At 38.3% G+C, this 18881-nt stretch carries 19 protein-coding genes and 2 pseudogenes; 11 read left to right on the forward strand and 10 right to left on the reverse strand.

The annotated features are described in order from the left end of the window. The first annotated feature begins 137 nt into the window (after positions 1-137). On the forward strand, positions 138-1007 hold the full coding sequence (locus MSBRW_RS08885; protein WP_011307993.1) for a CPBP family glutamic-type intramembrane protease: 870 nt from the start codon (positions 138-140) through the stop codon (positions 1005-1007). 58 nt (positions 1008-1065) lie between these two features. Here the strand turns inward: MSBRW_RS08885 and MSBRW_RS08890 are convergent, their stop codons facing one another. Then, the gene (locus MSBRW_RS08890) at positions 1066-2241 is read right to left on the reverse strand and encodes a tetratricopeptide repeat protein (protein WP_011307992.1); all 1176 of its coding nucleotides are present in this window, start codon (positions 2239-2241) and stop codon (positions 1066-1068) included. Positions 2242-2423: 182 nt separating this feature from the next. Continuing rightward, positions 2424-3704 carry a hypothetical protein gene (locus MSBRW_RS20230; protein ID WP_011307991.1) on the reverse strand — a complete coding sequence of 427 codons (1281 nt, stop codon included), beginning with the start codon at positions 3702-3704 and terminating at the stop codon, positions 2424-2426. Between the two features lie 618 nt (positions 3705-4322). Between MSBRW_RS20230 and MSBRW_RS08905 the strand changes: the two genes are divergently transcribed. Next, positions 4323-4535 (forward strand): hypothetical protein, encoded by a 213-nt coding sequence (locus MSBRW_RS08905; RefSeq protein WP_011307990.1) that lies wholly within the window; start codon positions 4323-4325, stop codon positions 4533-4535. Positions 4536-4803: 268 nt separating this feature from the next. Continuing rightward, a complete protein-coding gene (locus tag MSBRW_RS08910) occupies positions 4804-5010 on the forward strand; it encodes a hypothetical protein (RefSeq protein WP_011307989.1) in 207 nt (68 codons plus the stop codon). A 145-nt stretch (positions 5011-5155) separates the two neighbouring features. Here the strand turns inward: MSBRW_RS08910 and MSBRW_RS08915 are convergent. Beyond that, a pseudogene (locus tag MSBRW_RS08915) lies at positions 5156-5469 on the reverse strand (IS66 family transposase); the annotation flags it as partial. Between the two features lie 121 nt (positions 5470-5590). Continuing rightward, on the reverse strand, positions 5591-6064 hold the full coding sequence (locus MSBRW_RS08920) for a nucleoside deaminase (RefSeq protein ID WP_011307988.1): 474 nt from the start codon (positions 6062-6064) through the stop codon (positions 5591-5593). Between the two features lie 190 nt (positions 6065-6254). Here MSBRW_RS08920 and MSBRW_RS08925 point away from each other — a divergent pair, with 190 nt between their 5' ends. Together MSBRW_RS08925 and MSBRW_RS08930 are read left to right on the forward strand one after the other, a co-directional pair. Next, positions 6255-6533, forward strand: a complete 279-nt coding sequence (locus MSBRW_RS08925; RefSeq protein WP_394298282.1) for a DUF5661 family protein — start codon at positions 6255-6257, stop codon at positions 6531-6533. A 315-nt stretch (positions 6534-6848) separates the two neighbouring features. Beyond that, positions 6849-7625: a GTPase gene (locus MSBRW_RS08930; protein WP_011307986.1), complete on the forward strand. Its 777-nt coding sequence runs from the start codon at positions 6849-6851 to the stop codon at positions 7623-7625. Positions 7626-7867: 242 nt separating this feature from the next. On the opposite strand, the gene MSBRW_RS08935 is transcribed toward MSBRW_RS08930, so the two are convergent. Further along, entirely contained in the window at positions 7868-8422 is a 555-nt protein-coding gene (locus tag MSBRW_RS08935) for an NTPase (protein ID WP_230670047.1), read from the reverse strand. Positions 8423-8712: 290 nt separating this feature from the next. Between MSBRW_RS08935 and MSBRW_RS22045 the strand changes: the two genes are divergently transcribed. Then, the gene (locus MSBRW_RS22045) at positions 8713-8868 is read left to right on the forward strand and encodes a hypothetical protein (RefSeq protein WP_155398174.1); all 156 of its coding nucleotides are present in this window, start codon (positions 8713-8715) and stop codon (positions 8866-8868) included. A 1167-nt stretch (positions 8869-10035) separates the two neighbouring features. On the opposite strand, the gene MSBRW_RS08940 is transcribed toward MSBRW_RS22045, so the two are convergent. Both MSBRW_RS08940 and MSBRW_RS23860 read right to left on the reverse strand, forming a co-directional pair. Continuing rightward, a complete protein-coding gene (locus MSBRW_RS08940; protein WP_011307984.1) occupies positions 10036-10689 on the reverse strand; it encodes a DUF2284 domain-containing protein in 654 nt (217 codons plus the stop codon). Between the two features lie 350 nt (positions 10690-11039). Next, entirely contained in the window at positions 11040-11174 is a 135-nt protein-coding gene (locus tag MSBRW_RS23860) for a hypothetical protein (RefSeq protein WP_268990298.1), read from the reverse strand. A gap of 187 nt (positions 11175-11361) precedes the next feature. Between MSBRW_RS23860 and MSBRW_RS08945 the strand changes: the two genes are divergently transcribed. The 3 genes from MSBRW_RS08945 (at position 11362) to MSBRW_RS08955 (ending at position 13175) form a co-directional block, all read left to right on the forward strand. After that, entirely contained in the window at positions 11362-12210 is an 849-nt protein-coding gene (locus tag MSBRW_RS08945) for a helix-turn-helix domain-containing protein (protein WP_011307983.1), read from the forward strand. A 77-nt stretch (positions 12211-12287) separates the two neighbouring features. Beyond that, positions 12288-12761 carry an rRNA maturation protein gene (locus MSBRW_RS08950; RefSeq protein WP_011307982.1) on the forward strand — a complete coding sequence of 158 codons (474 nt, stop codon included), beginning with the start codon at positions 12288-12290 and terminating at the stop codon, positions 12759-12761. A 162-nt stretch (positions 12762-12923) separates the two neighbouring features. Then, the gene (locus MSBRW_RS08955) at positions 12924-13175 is read left to right on the forward strand and encodes a KEOPS complex subunit Pcc1 (protein WP_011307981.1); all 252 of its coding nucleotides are present in this window, start codon (positions 12924-12926) and stop codon (positions 13173-13175) included. Positions 13176-13428: 253 nt separating this feature from the next. Here the strand turns inward: MSBRW_RS08955 and tnpB are convergent, their stop codons facing one another. Beyond that, positions 13429-14541, reverse strand: a complete 1113-nt coding sequence (tnpB, locus tag MSBRW_RS08965) for an IS200/IS605 family element RNA-guided endonuclease TnpB (protein ID WP_011307980.1) — start codon at positions 14539-14541, stop codon at positions 13429-13431. Between the two features lie 27 nt (positions 14542-14568). Between tnpB and tnpA the strand changes: the two are divergent. Beyond that, positions 14569-14982 (forward strand): annotated as a pseudogene (gene tnpA / locus MSBRW_RS21060) (IS200/IS605 family transposase). Positions 14983-15346: 364 nt separating this feature from the next. Here tnpA and MSBRW_RS22935 read toward each other — a convergent pair. Beyond that, positions 15347-15520: a hypothetical protein gene (locus MSBRW_RS22935; protein WP_011307978.1), complete on the reverse strand. Its 174-nt coding sequence runs from the start codon at positions 15518-15520 to the stop codon at positions 15347-15349. Between the two features lie 488 nt (positions 15521-16008). Continuing rightward, positions 16009-16404, reverse strand: a complete 396-nt coding sequence (locus MSBRW_RS08975; protein ID WP_011307977.1) for a Mov34/MPN/PAD-1 family protein — start codon at positions 16402-16404, stop codon at positions 16009-16011. A gap of 483 nt (positions 16405-16887) precedes the next feature. Here MSBRW_RS08975 and MSBRW_RS08980 point away from each other — a divergent pair, with 483 nt between their 5' ends. Further along, the gene (locus MSBRW_RS08980) at positions 16888-18171 is read left to right on the forward strand and encodes an NAD(P)-dependent malic enzyme (protein ID WP_011307976.1); all 1284 of its coding nucleotides are present in this window, start codon (positions 16888-16890) and stop codon (positions 18169-18171) included. Positions 18172-18881 lie beyond the last annotated feature (710 nt).

An 18881-nucleotide genomic window follows, 5' to 3' on the forward strand; every position in this document is an offset into this window, starting at 1 on the left:
TTAAGCATTTTTATTGGCAATTATATCAAATTTTAACAATATTGGACAATCTAATTATACAAGAATAACATAATTAAATATAACTTTTAAAGTATTTATCAACGAAGGCTATTAATCTTTATTATGTGGAGAGTTATATGAACAAAAAAGTTCTTCGCAATACTGTTGTATTTATTGTCCTTGTTATTCTCAGCGGATGGATAGGTTTTCTTGTAGACTCTACCCTTCCCGAGCAACCAAAAGGTGATTCTCCTGGTATGGGGATATGGTTGGTATTGCCTATGTTGACTGCAGTTGCAATCACCATATTCTCAAGGGGTAATTGGAAAGATTTCGGTTTCAAGCCGAATTTCAAAGGAAACATAAAATGGTACTTGATTGCTGCTTTGATTTTTCCTGTTGTAACAGCGGCTGTTCTGATAATCGGAGTTACAACAAAATGGATTGACTTATCAACCTTTGATTTCAGACCTTTAGTTTTGGTGTTTTCCAGTACTCTGTTATTTAATTTTATTAAAAATATTTTTGATGGAGCTCCTTTACATGGTTATCTAACTTCACAACTCCTAAAATTAGATCTTAATGATTGGAAGATATATCTCATTGTTGGCGGTCTTTGGGGAATCTGGCATATTCCATATTACCTGATCTTTTTACCTGAAACCGATATTCAAGCAGTTTTACCTGTCAATCGAACTATATTTTCTATTTTTATGACTATAACGATTGTATTCTGGGCGGTGATGTTTGTTGAGCTTTATAGGATAACAAAATCAATTTGGCCGGGTATTATACTGCATATGGTAGAAGATTCGCTAATAAATCCTTTAGTTATATCAGGTTTTATCAGCATTGCAGCAGGAAAAGAAATTCTTATTTCACCAATCTTTGGTATTATTACTACAATTCTTTACTTATTAGTTGGACTTGGAATAAGAGCTTATAGAAAACAGGCAAGTCAAATAATGTTTAGCGAAATAAAGGAGGAAAGAAGTTTTCCCAATTAAAAAAAGGAAAGAATTGTTTATCCTTTAATTGTTTATCCTTTAATTTTTTTCAAGTTTTCTATTTAACAGATCCAGACCTTTTAACTCTTGCACGAGCAGTTTCAGCTTTTGCTTTAGCTCCCTTACTTTCTGACAGGTCAGCTGCTATTTTAAAAGCGTTTTCTGCTCCTTTAGGGTTACCAAGACTCAGTAAAACCCTTCCTTTTTCATACCAGGCTTCAGGAAAGTTAGGTTTCTTCCTGAGTGCCATTTCAAAAGCATGCAGGGCTTCTTTTTCAGAGCCGGTTTCAAAAAGTATTTTTCCTCTGAGATGCCAGGCCTCTGCATTCTCGGATTTTTCCTCAAGGGCTTTTTCAAAAGCTTCTCTGGATTTTTCAAGTTCTCCGAGCTTTAAGTACAGTTTGCCTTTCTCAAACCAGATATCTGCATCCTCAGGATTTCTTTTCAGGGATTTTTCAAATTCCTTCAGTTTCTCTTCACACTTACGCACCCGAACAAGCACAGCTTCCTTCCCCTCCCAGGCATTTTTCTGTACCGGGTTTAGGGATATAGACTTCTCGAAAGCTTCAAGTGCCTGCCTGAGATGCTCGAGCTTTACCAGTGCAAACCCGGAATTGGTCCAGAGCCCTGGATGATTCGGGTTTATCCTGGAGGCACTTTCAAACGTTTCAAGAGCCTCTTCATAGCGTTTGAGTTTTAGCAGGGTGTTTCCTCTATGAAACAGGGCTGGAAAATGCCTGGGGTTTTCTAAAAGTACCATATCGAAAGCTTCAAGTGCAAGCCTGAGCCTGCCCTGCCTGTAAAGAATCACTCCTTCCTCATAGAGGCTCTCTGTACTTTTCAGGTTACTTTTTTCCGGGTCCTCGCCTTCAAGATAGTTTTTCCTAAGTCCGGTTTCTGAAAGGTATCTGAAATCCGGGGATGTTTCCGAGCCAGGCCTTGAATCGAGATATATGAATTCTTCTTTTGGCACAAAAGCCTTACAAATCCGTTCTGGCTCAACTTTCCGGTTTGTAATAATGCAGTATCCATTAACATGCTTGGAACAGACCCCACAGCAGTAGATTCTTTTTTCCAGCCGGTATCGAATCTGGTCAAGCTCAGTTGTAACTAGCCCCTCGTTCAGCCGTGCTTTGAACGTTTCGTACGGAATGTTTTTAATTTTGATATAGACTGTTGAAGGTGCAGGTGGATCCCATTCTGGAGGGCTTGAGGTCAGTTTTTTGCAAGTCATAGTTCTGGTATGGATTCTCCTTGTGGAGTTTTTTTTCTTTTTACTGGAAATTTTTCGTTTTTTGGAAGTTTATTTTTTACTGGAAATGTTTTTTCTTTATTGGAAACATTTCTTTATTGGAAACTGCGTATTGAAATTAAATGCTTATCTCAAGTTACATATTTTATTGTAGATTAAATCTTTTATTGTGTCCCATTATCGGAGGAGTCGGTCTCCGAGGTGGAATCATTGAGTTCTGTCTCATTATCTGTTGAGGGCTGTTCTTGCGCTGAAGTTGACGAGCTGGAATTAGAAACTGTTTTTTGGGACGAAGATGCAGAAGATTCCTGTACGAGTACGATTTTGGTAGCTTCCGTGCTTCCAAATTCATTTGTGGCTGTCAGGGTATAAGTCGTGGTTTTACTGGGGGATATACTCTGGCTTCCAGTTAAACTTACGGTTCCTATGCCGGGCTCGATTGATACTTTTGAAGCCCCAGATACACTCCAGGTTAAACTTGAGCTCTTTCCTTCCTCAAGAGTGTCCGGATTTGCATTAAACGAAACGATAGATGGCAGTTTTTCTTGAGATGTCTGACTTTCCTGAAGTGACGAGTCATCTTGTGATGCCTGATTCCCTTTCGATGTTGAATCCTCTTCCGATGTTGAATCCTCTTTCGATGTCGAATTCTCTTCCGATGCCTGATTCTCCTGAAGTGATGAATCATCCTGTGATGCCTGATTCTCTTTCGATATCGAGTTCTCTTCCGATGTAGGATTTTCCTTAGTCGATGAACTCTTCTGAGATGTCAGGCTTTCTTCCGAAGACTGAATATTTGATGTGGAAACGTTTTCGGAGGATGCAATATTTTCCTCAACTGCAACAGTACAGTAAGCTGTATCTTCTTTCTCGCCATTTGAAGCTGTAAGTTTATATGTCGTAGTGCCGGCAGGAGACACGGTAAATGTTCCGGTGGGCTCTGTAACTCCTATATCAGGTTCAATGGTAACATTCGAAACTCCGGAAACGTGCCAGTTGATGACTGCACTCTCGCCTGGTGTGATGGAATCAGGGCTTGCATCAAATGAGCTGATGACAAGAGGCTCTTGAGATTCATTATTAACCGTAATCGTGCAGAGCGCTACTTTTTCATTTCCTTTGCCAGTCGCTATCAATTTATAGGTTGTAGTCTCGGGAGGGGATACAGAAATGGATCCGTTTGAACTTACAGGGCCTATACCAGGCTCTAGTGTAATGTTGTCAGCTCCAGAAACGTCCCAGTTCAAAACGGAAGATCCACCAGGTTCGATAATTTCAGGACCTGCATCAAAATTGCTAATTCCTACTGCAGCTGCAGGAAAAAGAGCTTTTAGAGCAATGGCTATACTCAGTATAGTACCTAATAATTTTAAAAATTCTGGCAATGAGTTCCACATTGACTTAATATTTTCCCAGATTGAATTATTACTGTTCTTTTTATCCATAATCAGACTCCGTACAACCTATAAATTAAAACAAACAACCATGTTTAGTAGGTCGAAAAACAATCTTTTTCAGGAAAGTTTACCTGAAATGTTACGCCACACATCAGATTCTTTTTTAAATTGTAGTTGATATATATTTCATAGTTTAATAATATATATATTTATTAATTTTGGGATATATTTCCAGGGAGTTAGAAGAAAAGATCAAAGTTAAGGATTAAAGTTAAGGATTAAAGTTAAGGATTAAAGTTAAGGATTAAAGTTAAGGATTAAAGTTAAGGATTAAAGTTAAGGATTAAAGTTAAGGATTAAAGTTAAGAGTTCAACTTAAAAGTTCAACTTGAAAATTTTTCAATTTACTGTCAAATTAAATCAATGTTATAAACAAAAGTCTGTAAGTTAAGTTACTTATATTCGCTGCCTAATATATTATTTAAAAAACCGTTATTCTGCTAAAGTTAAGGATTTAAGTTAAGAGTTCAACTTAAAAGTTCAACTTGAAAATTTTTCAATTTACTGTCAAATTAAATCAATGTTATAAACGGTTACTTATATTCGCTGCCTAATATATTATTTAAAAAACCGTTATTCTGCCATTGATGATAAAAGGATGGTTATATGACCTCTTATTGCAAGAAAACCCATGGAGTTCCGGCGTTATTTTCTTTTTTCATTCCTGGTCTGGGACAGCTTGTAAAGGGACAAGTATCCAAAGCAGTTGGTATCTGGGTAGCCCTGCTAATCAGTCTGTTTATGAGCGTCATCGGAATCGGATTCTTAATTGGAATGGTTGTCTGGATAGCACAGATCTACGACGCCTATAATGCATGAAAAACAGGTTAAGAAACTTTTATTATAGATGTTTAATTCTTTTTTGAGAATGTTTAATTCTTTATATAGAATATTTAATTTTTTTTATAAAATGTTTAATTCTTTATATAGAGTGTTTAATTCTTTTTAAAAGGTCTATTTTTAGAGAGGGATTTTTAGAGAGGGACTGTTTAAAAGGAAAAGATTTTTTATGTTAAAGGGAAAGGTCTTTTTATGTTAAACTATTTATATTCACCTCCTTATTAAGTACTTAAAGAAGGTAAGTTCTATGAACTATTGCAGAACACACGGAATTCCAGCCTTATTTTCATTTTTCTTCCCTGGCCTGGGCCAGCTTGTAAAAGGACATCTTTTCAAGGCACTGGGCATCTGGATAGCCTTCATTATCACAGGGACAATGCATATTTTCGGGGCTGGATTTTTATTATGGCCAATTATATGGGTCTGGCAGCTCTACGATGCCTATAATGCCTGAATAAAAACATACTTGAAGCAATCTTTAAAGGATAATTTTGAAAGGATAAAACGAGTGTATAGTAAGCTAAGTTACTTAGCTATACATCAAAATTTTTCTAAAACTCAGAGAATGTAATTCTATATTGTAACTATTCAATGTATATTTAGCGTCGTTCCTTGAGCGCCGCGAGAATACCCTCTAAAACCAGTAAACCATTCTTTCTTATTGTGGAAATATATGCACTAATTCTGCAGAAAGCTTTCGTTTTCCTCGTCTTTCAGGATTTAGAGAAGGTGGATTTTCTTCAATTCCTTCCGCGATTACAGCATTGAACCTTTTTTCTAATGCCTTAACTTGTTCAAAATCCAGATCTTTGATCTGCCCTTTGCACTCATCAGTATACTTTTTCATTTCAGATAACAGCTCATTCATATCTTTAGTCTATTGCTGTTTATAATTCTCTTTAATTCCAGTAAGGGAAGAAAACGGTTCATTTTATATCCAATTTTTCTTCGGAAAAAGGAAAAATTGTGTAGCCTTAACAAGGCTACCTGAATAGTTACTTTTATTCTTTAATTTGAGTATTGGTTCGGTTCTCTCAGTAATCTATCTTATTCTCGGACTCTTCCCATGCTTTAAAAGCCTTCAAGGCCTCTTTCCTTAGGAGCTGCCGGAACTCTATATTTCTCTCCTGAAGAGGGCGTGCGATCTCACTATAAATAAGAGAATCTGCAAAGCCAATTTTTTGAGCGTCAGATGCTGTATTGGCAAAAACGACTTTACCAATTCTGGCCCAATAAATTGCCCCAAGGCACATTGGGCAGGGCTCACAGGAAGCATAGATAGTACAGCCGCTGAGATCAAAAGTCTCGAGTTTCCGGGCTGCTTCTCTTATTACATTTATCTCGGCATGGGCCGTAGGGTCATTAAGTGCAGTAACCATGTTGCAGCTCTCTGCAAGGATTTCCCCGTTTCTGACGATTACTGCCCCAAAAGGGCCTCCTCCTTTCTTGACATTCTCAAGGGAAAGTTCGATTGCCCGTTTCATAAATAAAAAATCATTATCTGACATTTTTGATCGCTCTTATGGTCTTATCTTCTCGATATTTTTATTCAAAAGTACACAGTCCCTCTTTGAGAAGTAACTATAATTATATATTTATAAATAGACTGGTTTTACAGGAAAATCCTTAAGTATAGATTTATTCAATAATATCAAACGATTATTAAACAATTGTTAAAGATTAAATAATTCAGTTGGAGTGAGAAATTTGGCAAAAAAGCAATTTACTGCTGACGAAGCAAAAACAGTTGGGGAACAGATTGGAATAAAATGGGATAAGTTTGATGTTGACCAGTTCCGCAGAGGTATGGATGTCGAGCTCGAACATGGAACCCAGGATCCCTTAACAAATGTTACTAACGACGATCCCATAATGACAGGAAAAATCGCCCTGGCTCATCTGAACGAATTTCCTGATTACTATGACAGGTTGGAGGAAATGGAAGAAGAAGCTGAGAAATTCTGGGAAAATAAGTAAATACTGAGCTTCATAATCTTGTTTTTATTTTTTACTTAATAATTTTATTTGGCATGAAAATCCGTGAAAATAATTCTCTTCACGTACACTCTCCTTCCTTTTTTTTCATTTAGAATATAACTAATAGAATTACTTTTATCAACTCACATTTTAATAATTCGATTCTTTACACTATTGAAAGTTGCTTGCATCATAGTACCATACAACTTTCGGAATCAGACACCATTTTTGGAACCAGATACCACCATCTCTTCATGTTTATGGGTCTTACCTCACTATATCTTCATATACCAGCTTGTGCCATAGCCAGAGCATATGGCGAGCTACAAAACCCTTGTGAAAGATGTCATCAAAAAAGCTGACGTCCTTCTTGAAGTAATAGATGCCAGGTTTCCTGACGAGACCCAAAACAGCGAAGTTGAACGCGAGATAATCCGCTTGAACAAACCTTTCATTATAGTAATTAACAAATCCGACCTTGTATCAAGAGAAAAACTTGAAAAAACCAAAGCCCGCCTTTTAAGAATTGCACCTGTAGTTTTTGTTTCCAGCAAGGACAGGTCAGGAACAACGATGCTGAGGCATCAGATCCTTGAGTCGGCTGCTATAAAAGCCGGTATAAAAGGGCAGGATATCCTGGTAGGCACTCTGGGCTATCCCAATGTTGGCAAATCTTCAGTAATCAACGGCGTTACAGGCCGACACCGAGCAAGCACGTCTTCTGTATCCGGCCACACGAAAGGCGTCCAGCATGTGAATGCAGGCTCACACATTATGTTTATCGATACTCCTGGAGTGATTCCCTTTGATGAAAAAGATGAGTATCTGCAGGGCCTGCTCGGAATCAAGGATGTAACTCATCTTAAAGACAAGATCGGTGTCGCCCTGAAGATAATTGAAAAAATGCTTTCCGAAAATAAAGTGTCTCTTGAGTCCTTCTATAGTATCACAATCAAAGATGAGACTGCCTATGATGCACTTGAACTGATAGGCAAACAGTGTAATTTCCTGCAAAAGAAAGGTGAAGTGGATGAAAACCGGACTGCTACCAGAATAATCAATGACTGGCAAAACGGGCTACTGCTTATATAAGAAAATTGAATGAGCTTCTGATCAAAGAACAAATTTGTCCAGGTTCCAGGTTACAGTTTTTCCAGGGAGCAGGATCACATAGAAAGGCTCTGTTTATCCTGAACTTGGACGAGATTGTTCCGTAAATATCTCCGGTATAGAATACGATATTTTTAGTGAATGGTGACAGGCAGGATGAACAGGCAGGACGAACAGGCAGGACGAACAGGCAGGACGAACAGGTAGGGCTAGAAGGCTCGGTTTCACCTCATTTCTCTGAAGCGATTTGCAATTTTTCCAGGCAGACCATCCCGGTTTTTCTCATTAACCACCAAAACCTCAAATTCTCTCCTCATCCTCTGAACCAGCTGGTGACTGCTTGACCGATGCAGCACTGCAAGAACAGGTTTATCGGATTCCAGGACTACTTTAACTGCCGAAACAAAAGCTTCGGATTTGAGCTCCATGGTCCCGACCTCATCGATGACTATCAGGTCACAGTCCATGGCGCTCCTGAGAGCATTTGCCCCGATTTTTTCAAGGTCTTCCAGGTTAACGTGATATTTTCCAACCCTCGGCCCACTTTCTCTGATGCTTCCCAGGACTCCAGTTTTTCCAGTAGCAAGGTCCATGATCGAAAAACCTTCCCTCTGTCCTTCTTTCCGGATTTCTGCAGTCTGGATGCCGCCTATTTTAAAGCCAGGCTGATCAGCAAGTTTTTCAGCAGCTTTTGCCACAACTGTTGATTTTCCAATACCCGGAATACCAGTTACTGCGATTCTCAGCATGATATCTTTCGTCCCCCATTGTTTTCCCATTTCCCAGAAAAATATAACTTGATTTTACTTAAATTAGCCAGCAGTGAGGTTTTTACATTGAGCTCATCCCAAAACTAATTTTATTTTCACATAAAAAGAGTTTCAGAACCTTCTATGATCTTAAACTCGATTGTTCATTAGGAATTTGAAATTCAAAGAAGCGATTTTGAGTTTTGGGATAAGCTCGTTGATTATATAAATGATTGCAGAATATACAAAAAGAATATACAGAAATACACATCAAAAGCTTCTATTAATCTAACCTGTAAATATATACGGGGGTTGAAATCATGACTACAGACCAAGAAATTCTTGCCAGATTACAAGAGATCGAGAAGAGAATGGAAAAGATGGAAGTTGCACTCGAAAACATAAACAATATCCTGAAAAAGGTCGAGCAAAATACCTATTTCGGGTGCTATATGCCGGAGGAGAAGATGGAGTGAAGAGATAAAGAGAGAGCTTATCCCAAAACCAGCTTTATACTTAAAATTGATAAAAGTTTCAGAACAATTCCCTGTGATCAAAACGTGATCAAAAACTCATTGATTATTCTGAATTCCAGATTCGGATAAGTAGTTTTGAGTTATGGAATAGGCTCAGAGATAAATTTATAAATTTTCCAGATATTACTTTTTTGAAGCCCCTCTGTTGAATCGGTTGATGTTGTTCCGAGAAAGAAAAAAGGTGTCTTAAGATTGTTTTTGTCCCGCGTCGAGAAGCGGCTGGAAATTACCGGCTTTGATTGAATGAAAGCTAAAATTTTTTCCGTCCTGAGATAATTGAGGTAAAATATCGGGTTTTTGGCAGGAGATAGCTTTTTTTCTATTTTACTATGAATTCATTTTTTTCAGTCTGAGTTTTATTAATTCCAGGTGAATCTCTAGATGACATATTTGATTCAACGTATTGGAATTTGACAAAAGGAGAATATATCCTTAATGCCATGTATGACACCACCTCTCCATATGAAGATATAAAAAGCCCTATGGATTGGTAGGACAAACTCCAATAATGTAACAATAATTGTGGAGTGAATTACAAGGGCTCAGTTCTTTACTTAGCGTCTGGAACTTGAGCATATTGTCACTAAGGTTATGGAAGACTGATCTGAAACACAGATTATTTATAAAGAGAATGTAAGAAGGGCTTTAGCCGCTTGCACCCAGCTAAGAAAAAGCAAAACCGTACGTATACAGGATATCTAAAGTTCTCAGCCAGCTCGTCTAAAGATTATTCCCAACATAGTCAACTTTTCTTTTCCTCTTTTCTCTGGGAAAGACCGCTCTGAGAAACAATTCTCTTGACCCGAAGACCACTTTTTATTTACTGGTAATTATAAGCGCAAAGATAGAATGTAAGATACTCAAAGATACCAATAGGTGAGAGGTTTACAGACAGTAATGTTAGTGAGCTGTTACCCAGAATCATTAGTGAGCTGTTACCCAGAATCACAAAATCATTTATACAAATAATTGATGGCTGATACAGAAAGGCTTTAAAAACACTCGAATCGTATGAAGGGAAACTTTCAACTACGGTTTCTGGGGGAGAAAGGAGGGGCAATAATCCTCCCGACTTGCCCGACAAATAAAACTTAAAGCTACTTCTTATCAGTCAAGTAATATTAGGGTATAAGGTGAAGGTGCAGTATTATTTAAGGGAAATTTCTGTAGTGGAGTGTTGAGTCTATCGAGGGTTTTATCCATCCTGATACCAAGTCCCATAAGACATGGCCTGCGGAGAGTTGGATGATGGCATGGCCCTTTATCCCTGGCGCAATTTACATTTGAGTAGTCGCTTGTTGCACACCATGTGCACATGCCTGGAAAGGTTGCAAGAGCAGTATTATAGCCAAGGGTCCAGGCAAGTTTTTCAAGCTCCAGGACTCCGGGCTGAATTATCTCTTTACGGTCTTTCATTATTGTTTTCATGTTGTTCTGGAACTGTTGTTTTACAGTCTCGTCTTTGGGAGGTTCGACGGAGTATTTCAAGAAATTCTCACTGGCTTCCCGGGAAAAAATATTATCTGATTTCCATTCGACAAGAAGAGTCCATTCGTAATCTGCAAGCATCTTTTTAAACTCATCTACTGTAGGGACGAAGGGAGGGCACACTCGGCTTCCATAACCGTTGCATCCGAAAATGCACTTTAAAACAGTTCGGTCTTCAACCACGATGTCCACTGCTGGAATGAGCCTTATGTTACTTGCCCCCAGTTCTTTTGCTTTTTCTTCCAGTTTTCTGTAGTTTTCGTCGTTTATCATACTTTTACTCCTTATTTCAAAAGCCTGATAGTTTTGCGATATAATGTGATCACAAAGTAATGGGAAAACAGATTTTATTTGCATTATTTTATTTACATCAGTACTGCGATTGTGCTGCGATTGTGCTGCGATTGTGCTGCGATTGTACTGCAATTCTGAAATAGTTCATAAAACTTGACTTTTGAACTGATCCGCAGATCACGGATTTTCTTTGGAAATGAGGAACCGATTTTGGAATCGAAGCACTAAGAAAAAGGAAAGACAATCTTTACTTTGTTTTTGCAAAGTAAAGAAATGTTCAGATTTTTCATTTTTATGATTTTATTTATATAGGAATTACCTAACTTTTTTCACTCTTTCTTTGCTTTCTTCTGCAAGCATTCTTCCGCAAGCATAACTTTCTTACCGCAGAGATCACATGTTCCTTCGTCAGTAATACCTGGCTGCCTTGGAGCCTCTCCTCCACAAATTCCGCACTTTACCATGAAGTCACCTCCTTTTTTTCAATTTTGGGCGCCCTTTGTATATTAATTATACATCAGTTATGATTATATACTTAATCGTCATTAGAATGTATTAAGTGTGTTGGTATGACTCTGAGAGTTAAAAGAAGATACAAAAATAAAGTTAAAACTTTAAAAACGAACGAAAATAAATTTGTGGAGTTTAAGAATGGGAGTAGAAAATGATATTAAAGAAAAATATCCTGTAAGCCCAGTAGCGTCAGAGGATCAGAAAATAGCAGAAATGAAAGCTGTTAGGGAGAAACTTTCCGAGATACATAATGACATTAAGAAAATAATTGAACGTTCAAACAAACTTTACTTCGAAGCTGCTCTTGAAAGCTCAAGACGTGAGTATTCGAGTACTATTCTTAATCATCTCCTCGAAGACATAGAAACTGGACTTGAACGCAATATGGTGAAAAAGTGCCCTGAGAAAATAAATTGCACTTCAGCGTTTACGTCTCTCCTGCAGCAGAATGCAGAACTCATTAAACATGGTAAAGTCGATGACAATCTAATTTCGAACAATAGAAAAAAATTAGATGAATTAAGATGTGGAGCTCCTTTTAGTAAATGTGAGCAGTGTTTTTCTGAAGTTTCAAGCCTCTTCACTAAACAGGTCAATCTTATGCGTTCTATGCGGATTTACTCAGATAGCCAGGAGCACAAATCCAATATTTCGTCCATAAAAACTGATACCATTATGAGTGAGATACTGGAACCGATTTCAAATAACCATCGTCTGGAAATTCTAAAGGCAGTTTCATTCGAAATGAAAAGTTTCTCTGCTTTCTCTGAACTGACAAGCCTTAGAGGAGGAAACTTGCTTTTTCACCTTCAGAAACTTTTAGACAACGGTTTGATTCTGCAGATGCATGAAAGAGGCGATTATATGATTACTGATAAAGGATTAAAAATTCTACAAGGCTTACAAGAAATCTATTCTTCACTCCAAAATTCACCGATACAGAATACAGAAGATATTCTTCAGGAAGAGAAAAAAATCAAGATTTAATTCTTTAATTCCGACCTGCATGTTTCCCAGAACCATGGAGAGAAAATAATATATACTTCGAACTTGTCAGGGGAAGTATGCTGGTTACTTCTTCTCGCAAACCTTCTGCAAGAACCAGGACACTTTGCAAGTTGCTTTCGCGGTTTATAGCTGGCAGATGTATGACGCGCGGAAAAATGGGCATGCAGGAACTTCTGGAGTTTGCGGAGGGTGGGCCTCTCATAGTCATAGGAGAGTACCATGGAAATCCTGGGGAACTCAGCTTTTACGACGAAGCCGGAGAGCTCCTGTTCTCACTCAGGTTTACGGACTGGTACTCTAAGGAACTTGATTCCTATTGGTTTTCCGGTATCGAACCCAAGCTCGCAGGTCAGGGAGAGATTGCTGAAGCTTTTAAGGTTTTTTTCCATTTTCAAAGGGTTGAAAATGATAAAATTGATCAACTTCCCCCAAGTTCCACTTTAATAGTGGTTGGGGAAAATGATATAGATTTTATGGGCAGTGGGAAGTCCCTTTTTAAGCTTAATCTCCGAGGTTTTAAAAAGTACTGACCTCTAAACCCTTATATTTAAAGCAGAATTTTATAACTAGATTTTTTATGATAAGAATCTTTTATGATAAGAATCTTAAGGAAATTCTCATAGGAAGTTGGAAACCTATTTTTTCCTTACTTACCTCAATACATACAAAGAAAATTTACCAGGAGGGATTCCTTGAAACTTTTCTCAGAATTTATTTTTGAAACTGAAACTGCAGAAACGATCTACAGGGCGCTCCTGCCCGAACTCGATGACAACTTTTCACAAAGGTCTGCAATAGACCTGTCTCTTGAGGATGCAAATAAGCTGGTACTCAGCGTAAAAGCTGAAGATGTGGTTTCTCTGCGTTCAGCACTGAATACCTGGTTCAGGCTTATCCAGATTGCACAGGAAGTCCTTGAAACCACATATGAAGTCAGTTGTTAGTCCTCCAACCCTTTTCAAAAAAGGCTTGACCGAAAACCTCAGCAACGGCGAGATCAACATCGTAATGGTTGCTTCTCAACGACTGCAGAATAACGCTTGTGTTCAAAAGAGCTGGTTTACAAATACGGACGCAGATGTTTTCTTTTTTATGTAGTTGTGAACTACCACTCATCTAAAGACTGAGTGGCTTCTTGGTTCATTCCTCCCTCTATTGAGGGCAAGTCCCCAAGCTCTTCCCCGCGTTCCGCAGGTGTTATAATCCAATTAGATTTTGATCTATGAGAGCAAATTTCTTGATATTGATAGCGGCATTTATATCTCTATCATGTTTTGTTTTACAGTCTGGGCAAGTCCATTCTCTATCTTTTAATGTCAAATATGAATTATGATATCCACAAACATGACATACTTTAGAAGATGGTTCAAATTGCCCAATTCTCAGGATGGTTTTTCCGTACCATTCAGCTTTATACTCTAGTTTTGTTACAAAACTGCTCCATGCGGAATCACTTATAGCCTGTGCCAAATGATGATTCTTGACCATTCCTTTAACATTCAGAGTTTCCAGAGCTATTGCTTGGTTTTCGCTTATGAGTTTAAAAGAGAGTTTGTTCTGGAAGTCGTTCCTCTGATTAGTTATTTTGTCATGTAGTACAGCAAGCCTATGTTTGGCTTTTACCCTGTTCTTAGAACCTTTCAGTTTCCTTGATGCTCTTTTTTGAAGAACCTTTAACCTGTTCAAAGAGTTTTTCAGGTAGTTAGGATTCTCAATCGTTTCTCCTGTGGAAAGTATAGCAAAATCCTTAATCCCGACATCTATACCCACTGTAGTAGATTCTGAATACTTCTGTTTTGTAGGAAGTTCTTTTCCATCTTCAACAAGGATACTAATGTAGTAATGTCCTTGACATGTCCTTGAAACAGTAGCTGTTTTAAGCTCGCCCTCAAACTTCCTGTGAAAAACTGCTTTAATTGGTTCTATTTTAGGGAGCTTGATAGTGTTTTTTTCAAAGTCTACGGAGTAGTGTTGAGGTACAGGAAAAGATTGAATTGGGTTTTTCTTAGATTTGAACTTAGGAAAGCCGTTCTTCTCTCGGAAAAATCGAGTGAAGGCAGACTCAACCTGCTTAGTCATTCTCTGCAATGATTGAGAATTGACTTCTCCTAACCATTCATTAGAAGCTTTCAAGACAGGAAGCTTTTTGTTTAAGTCAAATCTGGAAATTGATTTTCCTGTCTGTTCATAAGTTTTAATTTTCTGATCAAGTGCCCAATTGTAGACAAATCTACAGCTACCTATATGCTGATTTAATTGAACAGCCTGCGTAGTTGTAGGATAGAGTCTAAATTTGAACGCTTTCATCATACAGGGTAGTATATGATTTAACAACATATATACTTTTTGGTAAATAGGAAAAACGAGACAAGGAATCATAGCAAATTTTTGTTAATGTATCATATTATCTTTGTTTGCAAATACCGAAAAGTCGCACTTGAACCGATTAGCGAAGAAATTAAACAAATTATGTATGACATTTCAAAAGAGTCAAATTTTGAAATTATTGAAATGGAAACAGACAAAGACCATATTCATTTATTGATTAAGAGTGAACCAAAAGTTAGTGTTTTATCTATTGTCAGAAAATTAAAACAATAATCTACGAACGGGTTATGGAAAACACAAAAAGAATATCTGGAAAAGTATTATTGGGGTGAAAATACGTTATGGAGTGAGGGATATTTTGCGTCTACAATCGGAAATGTTAGTAAAGAGGCGGTAGAATATTATATACGAAATCAGGGGTGAAGTTGACGCTTATATCCCCTAAGCTAAAGACTTAGGGATTTTACGCTTCTTCATATAAATATCAGGTTAATCTTTTCTGCGTCTGTCAGATTATAGCAAAAATTCGGACAATTGTCAAAATTCTAAAAAGTATGCGAATCCCTATGAGTAATAGGTGGAAAATGAGAATAAAACTAGACATCAAACAAAAAAAATAATGAGATTTCGTTTAAGCTCGTTTAATTCCGGCAAGCAAAAAGAAAAATTATTCAAGCACTGCGGAATTTATATTAGGGCTGGAGGTTCGCTTCAATTCATTTCAACATATTAAACCTCTTTATAAGCTCTTTCTTCTGAGCATTTTCTGCCTTTATTTTTCACGTTTTTAGTAGCTATGTGCTCCGGATTTTTTGGATTTAGGGCCTTTGTTTGGCCTGAAAGCCCGTTCCGGGCACTTCTTGGAATCGGTTTTCCCGCGCACTTCAAAACCCAGGCTGAAACATTCGCCTTTTAGCTCATCAATAGCCGTATAGAATCTACAATCTTGGCATGTAGGCATTCGGATTACTACCTCCAGTTATATGAAGGCCACCTGGTCTTAGTCCCAGAGTGTTTGCCCGGATACAACCTCTGAAGCAAGAGATCGTTTCTTTTTAGATTTCTTATGTACGGATGTATCCTCTAAATAATATGTATCTGTAAATAAAACATTTTTGGTAGACTACCAGAATGAAGATCGGGATTGAGATCCGGTCAACAGCCGGAAAATTACGATAACTAACTAAAGTTATGTATACTCATATCCAGAAAGCTTTTGCCGGTTGTTTATCACTTGCTTGCCGGTTATTTACAATTATTTTGTATTTATTTGTTGATTAGTTTGTAGCTACTTATTGATCATTTGACAGCTATTCTGGATACTAAGCTTTTTGTTAATGGTCGTGTTTGCAGAAAAGTATCTCTGGCTGGATGAACATCTTCCGAGAGCGATGAACTATTTATGGAGGAAGGAATTTTTCCGAGCTGATCCTTAAGTTAATCCTTAAGTCAAATCTCTTCGTAATCCTCAAATTCAACATCAAGCACTGGAAGATCGATTACTTTTCCTTCCCTATTATAGCATGTCCAGCTTTGACTACTATAAGGGCGGCCAACTATGATATGGCAGTTGCCTGTTTTCGAAAAGAGGAGTAGGTCAGCCTGTGAAGGACTGCGGTTCGGGCCCGGATGGCTGTGGACTGAACCTGCGGCTTTAATGTTCGGCATCATATAAAGTCTGAGAACGGCATTTGAATCACTTGATTCCGTGCCAGGTAATATAAGAACTTCAGTGATGATGCCATCTTTTTCCTGCAAAAGTCCGGCAAATTCCTGAGGAGCCATGGACTTGCTTGCCTCCAGGATAAAATTAAGAGTATCACGGGCTATTCCTTTAATTTGCATAATGGACTATTCTTTTTAAATGATATATCTTTTCTGCGGCAATGATACGGAGTGCATTAATTCTCACCGGCCGAGTTTTTCCGCAATTCAATCGATCGGGAATTTTCTAGATTGAAAAGAATGTCAGTAAACATAGAATTAAGGCAGTTAGTTCAGGCCAGTAAGTTAATGTCGGTTGGTTTAGTGGACCAGTTTCCTAATTCTAGCCAGTGGGTTTATCTACGGCCTGCGTAGACTATTACACAGGAAGGTTTATTTCTTAAAGATTAATAGGACTAAGACTTTGCTCACAATATTAAAATTATCAGAAAGATTTAGTTCTTAGAACTTACTCACATCGAACTTAATCACACTAAGGCCTTGCTACAATATCAAGTATTGTCAGGGGGTATTGAGATCAAAAATAGGCACTCAGCCTCAGAGCTGGAAACTGATCTGAAAAAGAATTCCAGAAAAGATCTGAAAATAAATTCCGAAAAAAATTTGGAAAAGAATTCAGAAAATAATCTGGAAAAGGACTCAGGACAGGGTCTGGAAAAACACCAGGAAAAAAGCGGTGATGAACACACGTCCTTATATCAGGAATCACTTGCTGTGCACCGACGGTTTGGGGGCGTACTGGAGGTTGCCAGTAAAGTCAGCCTTCAAACGATCCACGACCTCAGCGTTGCCTATACACCAGGAGTTGCCGAGCCGTGCAGGAAGATAATCAAGGACCCGGAACTTGTCTATCTCTATACCATGAAGAGAAATACTATTGCTGTCGTTACTGACGGATCGGCAGTGCTGGGGCTCGGGAATATAGGACCTTATGCTGCACTGCCTGTTATGGAGGGAAAGGCGATAATTTTCAAAGAATTTGCAGGCATTGATGCCTTTCCGATCTGCCTGGACACACAGGAAACCGAAGAAGTGATAAAAGCGGTAAAGCATCTGGCTCCTGCATTTGGGGGCATCAACCTTGAAGACATCAGCGCTCCTCGTTGCTTTGAAATCGAGGGTAGACTGCGTGAAGAACTCGATGTGCCAGTTATGCACGATGACCAGCATGGGACAGCCATTGTAGTTTTTGCCGGGCTTCTCAATGCCCTTAAAATTGTGAATAAAAAGTTAAATGAACTCCATATAGTGATTTCAGGCATGGGGGCGGCAGGAGTAGCAATTTTCCGATTTCTGGTTCGGGCAGGAGCAAACCCGGCAAGAATTCTTGTCTGCGACAGTAAAGGGCTCGTGTACGAAGGCCGGAAAAACGGTATGAACCCCGTAAAAGAGGAAGTTGCCAGGCTTACAAACCCTGAAAAATTGAAGGGAGGGCTTGAAAATGCTTTTCCGGATGCTGACCTTTTTATCGGAGTCTCTGTGGGGGGCATAGTCAATGAGGAAATGGTTCGGTCCATGGCAAAAGATGCAATTGTAATGGCTATGGCAAACCCTCTGCCTGAGATTATGCCTGATGCCGCAAAGCGAGCAGGAGCAAGGGTTGTTGCTACGGGCAGGTCGGATTTTCCAAACCAGCTTAATAACTGCCTGAGCTTTCCGGGAGTTTTTAAAGGAGCTCTCAGCACTTGTGCGAGAAAAATAACACCTGAGATGGAAATGGCTGCGTCCCATGCGCTTGCAGAGGTTGTAACACTAAACGAACTTTCTGAAGATCGCATAATTCCTGATCCCCTTGACAGACGTGTAGTGCCTGCGGTTGCAAAAGCTGTTGCAAGTGCATCACTTGAAAGCTGTGTTGCAAGGAAAAGTCATGAAGATATGGCCTGAGAGAACAAAAATTCGGTTAAAAGTCCGGTATCCGGACAAATTTTCTGTCTTTTTCTGTCCGATTCTTTTTTTGCTTTTTTGTCTTCTCGCCTTTTTTGCCTTTCTTGCCTTTTTTGCCTTTCTTGCCTTTTTTGTCTTTCTTGCCTTTTTTCTTTCCTGTCAGAAGTCCTTGAGTATGATGTTATCAGGATTGTTTCTTTTCTCTTTCTCTTAATTTCAGGCTCACAGGCTAATCTTTAAGACCAATTTTGTGTTCTTATTCTTTCTCTTAATTTCAGGCTTACATATCAATTATTAAGACCGATCTTTAAGACCAATTTTCAAGATCAATCTTCTGAACTATTGCTTCACAAATAATTTGAACGTAAATTACATATTTTTGTTGTCAGGAAAATCGAGGGAATGGAATGAACTGCAATGAACTGAGAACTGTCTAAACTATTTTTTATGGGAGATGTGGACTTGAATTTAAAGTGATAAGTGAGTGCACAGATGATAGCTGCGCCATAGGCTGTGCCGGTGATATAGACTGCTGTGGCGAGCCAATGAAATTGAAAGAGTAAGAAATAAAAAATGGAAAAGCAATAAGATAAAAGAGTGAAATAAAAGAGTAGCAAATACATTTTCAGTAGATACGAAAAATGAGTCAAAAAGGACTGTATTCAAAACTTTACATCGTAATCTTTTTTTCATTAATTTTTAATAGTTTT

The organism is Methanosarcina barkeri str. Wiesmoor, assembly GCF_000969985.1.
GTDB classification, from domain to species: domain Archaea; phylum Halobacteriota; class Methanosarcinia; order Methanosarcinales; family Methanosarcinaceae; genus Methanosarcina; species Methanosarcina barkeri_B.